Genomic DNA, 720 nt, shown 5'->3' with positions numbered 1-720 from the left:
ATTCATCTCCCACCTATCGTTGGGCTACGCCCTTCACACGCTTGAGGAAGGAGAATTCTTTCGGGGAATACGTTAAATGTGCAAATCATCGGTTAAATCTGTTTAAATTTAAATTATTAGAATCAGTAACTCCAGTAGCTTTTTTATTTGACCTTTCAGCCGCTACTACACACAAAGTATATTTATCTACAATTTCACTTCATACTAATCTTAATATGCCTATTTTAAATACCAAATTTTCTTCTTAATCTAATCGCATTTCTCCGTGCCTGCTTCCAATTGATAAATCCATCACCACCATTAATATTTTCCATTTCTGTTGGAGTTAATTTTTGTAATTTTAAACTTTCTAATTTTTGTTCAGTGCATGATTTTGAATTTTTTAGTATATTCATATTTAGTCCTCCTAATATATAGAAATATCTGACATTTTTCATTATATTGAAAATATCAAATATAATCAACCTTTTTTTTGAAAAAAAGGAAATATTTTAAAATAAAAAAGATGTTCTAAATTAATTAGAACATCTTCTATTACATTACTTCTGATCAAAAATGATATCAGCATTTCCTTTGAATTCATTAGCTGGAGCAAGCCCACCATTATCAAGATACATTTGAACAGCTTGTTTTGCATAAAATTTAGCTGCTTCCGTACCATAAACCCAAGCTTTTGCTAGCCCTGAAGTTTTACCATATTCTACAGTTGGCTCTTGACTA

At 30.3% G+C, this 720-nt stretch carries 1 protein-coding gene and 1 pseudogene; both read right to left on the bottom strand.

Annotated elements, in window-relative coordinates; all coding sequences use genetic code 11:
* Nucleotides 1-224: 224 nt before the first annotated feature.
* The gene (locus ES895_RS29500) at nucleotides 225-395 is read right to left on the bottom strand and encodes a hypothetical protein (RefSeq protein WP_001023502.1); all 171 of its coding nucleotides are present in this window, start codon (nucleotides 393-395) and stop codon (nucleotides 225-227) included.
* Nucleotides 396-539: 144 nt separating this feature from the next.
* Nucleotides 540-720: pseudogene (locus tag ES895_RS27180) on the bottom strand (hypothetical protein); the annotation flags it as partial.

The organism is Bacillus sp. 007/AIA-02/001 (genome assembly GCF_004634455.1).
Taxonomy (GTDB): Bacteria; Bacillota; Bacilli; order Bacillales; family Bacillaceae_G; genus Bacillus_A; species Bacillus_A cereus.
This window is presented reverse-complemented; position numbering and strand designations above follow the sequence as displayed.